Origin of the sequence: Halalkalibacter kiskunsagensis (assembly GCF_037027555.1) — a bacterium.
In the GTDB taxonomy this organism is placed as follows: domain Bacteria; phylum Bacillota; class Bacilli; order Bacillales; family Bacillaceae_D; genus Halalkalibacter; species Halalkalibacter kiskunsagensis.
In genome coordinates, this window is record NZ_JAXBLX010000085.1 from 1 (window position 1) to 7,246 (window position 7,246).

Sequence of the window (7,246 nt, forward strand, 5' to 3'; positions counted from 1 at the left end):
CAACTACAACAATGGATTGCAGGCTTACCTAACTACATCAAGGTCTACCTGCCTATTTCAGTGTGCGAAAGTTGAGTTATTATATAAAAAATTTATACGGTGGAGATCACTAGTGTTGCATAAATTTTGACGGAATTTTCAGTTTATATATTCATCCTGCTTAGAGCCAAAAAGGTAAATACCCATTTAAATGTGGCTCTATCCATTTGAAAAACAACTCAATCGCCCAGCGTGATTTATACATCTCTGAAATTTCTTCGGCACTCAAATCAAAACGGTTGGTGATTAAGTGAAGCTCATTCCCTTTTGTATCAAGTACTTTCAGAAGGCGAAAATAGTTTTTAGTACGGTTTTGAGCTTCGAGCTGTGCGTAGAGTAATAATTTTAAAATGGATTCCGTCGTAAGTTTTTTCGTATAAAAATCTAATTTCAATGTTTTCACTTGATCATCAAATAATTCGAGATTTATCGGTGAAAACCATTGTCCAAATGAAGTTTTTCGTGTAATCTTATCCATGCGTATGGTCCTTTATTATTGGATTTGGACGGGATTACCACCTAACTTATCCATTATAAAGGACTTTTTCTATGCACAAATACAGATGATTGAAGATTTTGAGTCTTTTTAATATTGAAAATAACTTAATACAACGCTAGTGATTGTATATAAAATATTTATAGTTTTTACTGGAAAGTAATTGTCATCTAAAAAAGAGCGCCCAAATTTCAGGCACTCCTTTTAGATGACTCTGAGTAGACAAACACTAGTCATCAATTACTTCACGGTCAAAAATTTCACCTTGTTTTTCTATTTCCATTTCTTCAATTTGTCCATTCTCTTCTTCAATTTCTACTTCTTCAATTTGTTCCCCTTCTTCAGGTACCTGATCATTTCCACAACCCGCTAATGAAAAAATAGAAAAAGTTAAGAATAATACGGCCAAGTATTTTTTCATTTATTGTAACCTCCTTTTTTTTATTGTTTTCCCACCTTCTCAATATTATTTAGGTTATTATAAAATTCTTTTAATCAAACATAAAACATCCTCATTTATCTATGATACGGTTCACAAACCTAAATGAAGTTTTTATTTTGAATTGGCGATTCTCATTTAATCCATTCCATTGCTCTGATTGATTTTCAACGGAAATAACTATAAAATCCAATAAAAAGAAGCTTGTTGAATTGTTTGTTTCAGTTGTTGGTACCGCTAAATAATTAGTAACTGAGATTTACACTTTTTATCATTTAATTAGTTTAAAAACTGTAACATACAAGTATACTAGCATGTTATTATATTAGCAAAGGGAGGTAAAGCTATGGAATTAATAATTGAAGAAAAAAATACAAAAAGTTCTATTAGAGACTTTGTTTATCATACGTTAAAAATGAATATTATTAACCTGCATCTAAAACCAAACCAATCGATTTCTGAAACTGAAGTATCTAAGGCTCTAAATGTTAGCAGAACCCCTGTTCATGAATCATTTTTGAAATTATCGCAAGAAGGACTTTTAGAAGTATTTCCACAAAAAAGTACGGTTGTATCTTTAATTGATTTGGCTTTGGTAGAAGAGGCTCGATTTATGCGTGAACATATGGAGAAAGAAATTATCAAGCTTGCCTGTATTGACTTTCCTAACAAAGAAATACAAAGTTTAAAAGAAAACCTCAAGAAACAACAAATTTGCTTAGAAGAAAAGGAGTATGTTCGTTTATTAGAGCTTGATGAGGAGTTTCATAAAACTATTTTTAAAGGTTGCAGAAAACCACGAATTTGGTCTGCTATTCAGCAAATGAATTCAGACTTAAATCGATTAAGAATGCTTAGACTCATTGAGAACTATAAGTTGGATGACATTTTCAAACAGCATCAGATAATCTTAGATTCGATTATTAAAAAAGACCCAGAAAAAGGTATTTCAATTATGACTGAACATCTTCGTCTAGTCGAAATTGAAGGAGAAGAAATCAAAAAAAATAACCCTGGATACTTTAAGGAGAAATAAAATACTTCTACCTACTTAGCCCTTCCTTTAGTTACGTTAGGCTCTAGCTTACTAGGGTTCGTACTCTATAAAAAACCGCATTGAAGTTTTCCCGAAAAGTAAAAAAGGTGGAGTCTTCCCTGTTCTTGGGCAAGATTCCACCTTATACTCCCATTCAAATATTTGGATTGTTAACTAAACTCCCGAAGATCCATCATCATTTGTTAATCTCCTCGTGGACGTTTACACTTTCTACCACATCAATATTTAAGCCATGTTCTTCCGCTTGTTTTTTTACATCTACTATTTTATCCATTGGCCATTTTTCGCCTGCTGGAACGTCATGAACTCTTGCTGACTTTTGAACCATATGTTTTATTACATCTCTATATGAAAAATTTAGAACATTATAACCACTTTCCTTATTTCATTCGGAGCATTTTCAATTAATGAAATGGCTTCATTTATCTCATCAACAGAAAATTCATGTGTAACCATGTCCTTAATCCCTAGAGATCTTTCATTAAATAATTTTATAACTTCAGGAAATTTATCCGTCTGAAGGCGAGATCCAACAATTGTAACTTCCTTCTTTGTAATGGGAAGTTGTGAGACATTAGAAGTGGTCGTATCAAAACCTAGTACCACAACACGCCCCGCAGGAGAAACTAAATCAACTGCATCTTCAAACGTTCTTGGAATACAAACAGCATCGATAACCACGTTAGGGCCTTCACCATTCGTTAGAGTGAGCACTTCTTCTTTTACATTCATTCTACCCGCATTAATCGTTACATCAGCACCCCATGATTTTGCAAATTCCAACCTATCATCACTTAAATCTGTAATCATACACGTTGCACCAATTGACTTGGCAATTTTCAAACAACAAAGACCAATTGGACCAGCCCCCATAATAAGGACTGTGTCGCCTTCTTGAACATTGCCACGCCAATTTGCCTGAGCACCGATCGTAAATGGTTCGACTAAAACAGTCTCTTTCCAACTTAATTCTTTATTTACTTTATGGACCAAATAATCTGCCATCACAAGATACTCTTGCATTCCTCCGTCAAGGTGAACTCCGTATACTTCCAATTCATTACATACATTTCTTCTTCCCTTTCGGCATGCATAACATTCTCCACACGGTTCTATCGGTTCTATGACAACCTTATCACCGACAGAAAGGTCAGTAACGGCTGCACCAATTCCCTCCACTTCCCCAGTGACCTCATGCCCTATAATTCTCGGCAAAGTAGCTAATGGATTCGTTCCGTGGTAAATATGCATATCAGAGCCACAAATGCCAACCATTTTCACTTTAACCAGCACTTGATTTTTTTCTTTTATGACAGGTTTTTCTTTTTCAATAATTTCAAGTTTATGCGCTCCTGTTACTTGGACAGCTTTCATACAACAACTCAACTCCTTCAATTAGTTAAACAAACTAGGTAAGAAAAGTGTTAATTCTGGGATATAAGCTACTAATAGTAGGACAAAAATACTTACACATAAGAATGGGATAAGCGCAATTGACGTTTTACCAACTGATACTTTTCCTATACTAGATGCAACGAACAGACATACACCTACTGGAGGTGTAGATAAACCAATTATTAAACCAAGTACCATAAGAACACCAAAATGAACAGGATCCATTCCAACACTCATTGCTACAGGTAATAAGACTGGGAATAAAATGACTAGTGCAGCAATTGTCTCCATAAATGTACCGACAAACAGCAATAGTAGGACAATAAGCAAGATTACAATTATTTTATTATCAGAAATAGTTAAGATCGTATTAGCAACAAGTTGTGGAATTCTTTCACTTACTAAAATCCAACCAAATAGGTTTGCCAAACCAACGAGTATCATAATAGAAGCTGTACTTTTCATTGATGCCAATAAAATAGAAGGAATTGCTTTTACTTTAAGATCCCTGTATACAAATAAACCGACTACCAACGCATAAACGACAGCAACGATAGAAGCTTCAGTAGGAGTAAAATAGCCACCCAGTATTCCATACATGATTACGACTGTCATCATTAATGCCCAAAACGCATCAATAAATGATTTCCCAATAACAGACATCTTTTGTCTTTGGCCTTTTGGATAGTTACGTTTTACAGAAATAATATAGACAGCGATCATTAAACCGATGCCCAAAATAACACCTGGAATAGCACCTGCTAAAAATAAGTCACCGATGGAAACACTTGCTAATGTCCCAACAATAATTAATGGTAACGAAGGTGGTATAATCGGACCAATCGTAGAAGAAGAAGATGTTACTGCTGCAGAAAAGTCTGCGTCATATCCTTGTTTTTTCATTGCCGGAATCAAGACCGAACCGATACTTGCCGTGTCAGCTAAAGCAGTACCTGAAATTCCTGCAAACCCCATAGATGAGCCAACATTTGCAAGACCTAAACCACCTCGAATATGGCCAAGAATATTATTAGTAAAGTTAATAATTCTGTCCGTAATTCCTCCTGCATTCATTAAATTACCTGCTAGAATAAAGCCAGGAATACATAAAAGAACAAAGGAGTTCAGTCCACCAAACATTCTTTGTGGAATAATCGATAAAGAGATATCAGCCATTAACAAGTATATAATCGAAGAGATACCTAAACTAAAAGCAATTGGGACTCCAAAAAAAATTAATAAAATAAAGGATACAAATAAAACAAGCGCTAACATTAGTTTTCACTCCCCCTTTGGAGGCCTTTAAAATAATCAATCATATGAAGAAAAGCATAAATTCCAATGAATAGCATGGAAATCGCAATACATGCATGAATGATCGACATATCAATTGTCATTGTTGCAGATGTTTGTCCACGTCCAATTAGGATAAATTTATATCCCCAATAGGTTACAACTGCACATAATAAAACAATTAATAAATAAACAAAACCCTCATATATCTCTCTAATTCTCTTAGGAAGAAAGATAAGTAGTAAATCCACATTGATAAACTCTTTATCCCTTAAAGCTAGTGGGGCACCAAAGGATATAGCATATAGAAATAAGAACCGTGATAATTCTTCTGTCCATACAAATGAATATGGTAGATAGCGGGAAACAATTTGGATAACTACAACAATAATTAGGGCTGCAAACGTTAATATTGTCGCCGTCTCCAGCGTGCGGTCTAATAGTTTTGTACTCCTCACTTTTCTCATTCCTTTTTCAATAAATTAAAGGCATACCACTCACTTCTCCATTTTTCTTATGATAGTAAGTGGTATACCTTTTCCTTTAAATGTTACTATTGCACTTCAAGAATTTGCTCATAAAGTGAATACTGTTCTTCAGTTAAACTTTCTTGAATTGCAGGTAGCATCGCTTCTCGGAATGCATCTTGGTCAACATCATTATTGAATGTCATGCCTCTTTCAATCAATTCATCTCTATAGTTACTAAATTCTGTATCAAATAGTTCTTTACCATATACTTGAGCTTCTTCAGCTGCTTCCATAACTGCTTCTTTCAATTCATCAGATAATTTCTCAAATTGCTCATTACCTACTAAGATATAAATCCAAGAATAAACATGTTCTGTTTCATTTACATAATCTTGTACTTCAGCAAATCCAGCACTATGAATTAAATCAAGCGGGTTTTCTTGTCCATCAATGACCCCTTGCTGTAAGCCAGTAAATACTTCGTTAAAATCCATCACTTGTGGTCTTGCTCCAGCTTCTTCCCAAACACTTAAGAATAAAGGAACATTTGGTACCCGCATTCTAAATCCAGCTAAATCTTCCGGAGTAGAAATCGGACTGTTAGATGTTAAGTTACGTGGTGCACGAGTATGATAATAAAGTGGTGTCAACCCAACTTTTTCAATAATTTCTTCTTCAATTCCTTGACCAATCTCACCTTCAATTACATTCACTAAATGTGCTTCATCTCTAAATGCATAAGGAACAGCCATTAATGCTGCTTTAGGTGACCAGTTAGCCATCGTTTCTCCAGAGATCACTAAATCTGCTGTTCCTGCTTTTATACTATTAATGGTATCCGTTTCTCCACCAAGTTGGTTATTAGGATAAATCTCAATCTGAATCTGTTCATTTGTTTTTTCACTTACTAACTCACCAAATCTCTCAGCCGTCTTATGCCACAAATGATCTTCATTAGCAAGATGTCCAAATTTCCAAGTAATTGATTCTACAGCTTCTTCTTGAGCCGCTGCTTCATTTTCTTCTGGTACAGGTGAAGCCTGATCAGATCCACAAGCTGACATGACAAACATTGCTGCGAAAACTGCTGGTAAAAATTTAAATTTCTTCATTAATAAAGCCCCCTAATGTTTTATTTTAATAGTTCAGTATTCAACATTTCATTCCTCTTATTTCTTATCTAACATACTTGTATACTAGTATGTTTTGAAAGCGTTGTCAACAAAGAAATTTATAATTTCTTCCCTTTTTCTTAATAGAAAGATATTTGTTTCCCACCATAGCGTATGTATTACTCAGCGAAACACTTCTGCTTTTTTAGGCATTTTCCATCTGCACTATTTCCTCCCCCTTTTAATTTAAGAACAAAACTCTTCTACACTTTAACCTAGATACTCAGGTCTTGCTCAATAAAGCCCGATTTTTTAACATCACTAAACGCTCTAATTACGTATACAGATACATGTCCATCCTGTTTAGAATGGCTTTATAATTTCTTACAACGCCTTCCCTTCCCTTTTCACTTCTATGGTGAAGTTTAGTCTTGATGCTTTTCAATGAAGGTTACTTACGATATATCCATCGACCCATTCGAAGAAGATGTTGCTCCTTCAGGATTACTCACTTTCTTTAGTCCTGTACAATATCCCCCTGCTAACTTTGTGCAGTCCAGCCTGACAACGTCCTAGCTCGTCATTTCGCTTCTGCGGAGATGAATGACATGGGGGTTTTCATTGTAGCCTTTCCACGATATTCTACAAAGAGAAACGTGCTCGTCTCTCAGGGAACACGGTGCTTTTTCTATGAAGATTACTCATGGTGTTACCATCGGCTTATTCAGTGAAGTTGTTGCTCCCTCTGTGCCAAAAGCTCTTCAACGCCCCTTCTTATTTTAGACATAGAAAAAAGCATTCCCCATCGGAATGCTTTATCTGCCTGGCAACGTCCTACTCTTGCAGGGGGAAGCCCCCAACTACCATTGGCGCAAAAGAGCTTAACGACCGTGTTCGGCATGGGAACGGGTGTGACCTCTTTGCTATCGCCACCAGACTATTGGT

Annotated in this window: 6 protein-coding genes, 1 rRNA gene and 2 pseudogenes; 1 reads left to right on the forward strand and 8 read right to left on the reverse strand. The window is 35.5% G+C overall.

What is annotated here, in order from left to right; all coding sequences use genetic code 11:
• Positions 1-184: 184 nt before the first annotated feature.
• Together SLH51_RS24670 and SLH51_RS24115 are read right to left on the reverse strand one after the other, a co-directional pair.
• Positions 185-517 (reverse strand): annotated as a pseudogene (locus SLH51_RS24670) (DUF4372 domain-containing protein); the annotation flags it as partial.
• 247 nt (positions 518-764) lie between these two features.
• The gene (locus SLH51_RS24115) at positions 765-956 is read right to left on the reverse strand and encodes an LptM family lipoprotein (RefSeq protein ID WP_335964129.1); all 192 of its coding nucleotides are present in this window, start codon (positions 954-956) and stop codon (positions 765-767) included.
• A gap of 364 nt (positions 957-1,320) precedes the next feature.
• On the opposite strand from SLH51_RS24115, the gene SLH51_RS24120 reads away from it, so the two are divergent.
• A complete protein-coding gene (locus tag SLH51_RS24120) occupies positions 1,321-2,010 on the forward strand; it encodes a GntR family transcriptional regulator (protein ID WP_335964130.1) in 690 nt (229 codons plus the stop codon).
• Positions 2,011-2,215: 205 nt separating this feature from the next.
• Here SLH51_RS24120 and SLH51_RS24125 read toward each other — a convergent pair.
• From SLH51_RS24125 to rrf, 6 genes and pseudogenes are all read right to left on the reverse strand, one after another.
• Positions 2,216-2,338 (reverse strand): annotated as a pseudogene (locus tag SLH51_RS24125) (mannonate dehydratase); the annotation flags it as partial.
• A 50-nt stretch (positions 2,339-2,388) separates the two neighbouring features.
• Positions 2,389-3,405 carry a zinc-binding alcohol dehydrogenase family protein gene (locus SLH51_RS24130; RefSeq protein ID WP_335964131.1) on the reverse strand — a complete coding sequence of 339 codons (1,017 nt, stop codon included), beginning with the start codon at positions 3,403-3,405 and terminating at the stop codon, positions 2,389-2,391.
• Positions 3,406-3,426: 21 nt separating this feature from the next.
• The gene (locus SLH51_RS24135; protein WP_335964132.1) at positions 3,427-4,701 is read right to left on the reverse strand and encodes a TRAP transporter large permease; all 1,275 of its coding nucleotides are present in this window, start codon (positions 4,699-4,701) and stop codon (positions 3,427-3,429) included.
• Complete coding sequence (locus SLH51_RS24140; RefSeq protein ID WP_390183976.1) at positions 4,701-5,177, reverse strand: TRAP transporter small permease; 477 nt, start codon at positions 5,175-5,177, stop codon at positions 4,701-4,703. The genes SLH51_RS24135 and SLH51_RS24140 overlap by 1 nt, the downstream gene beginning before the upstream one ends.
• 95 nt (positions 5,178-5,272) lie before the next feature.
• Positions 5,273-6,301: a TRAP transporter substrate-binding protein gene (locus tag SLH51_RS24145; RefSeq protein WP_335964134.1), complete on the reverse strand. Its 1,029-nt coding sequence runs from the start codon at positions 6,299-6,301 to the stop codon at positions 5,273-5,275.
• Positions 6,302-7,122: 821 nt separating this feature from the next.
• Positions 7,123-7,238, reverse strand: a 5S ribosomal RNA gene (rrf, locus tag SLH51_RS24150).
• Positions 7,239-7,246: the final 8 nt, after the last annotated feature.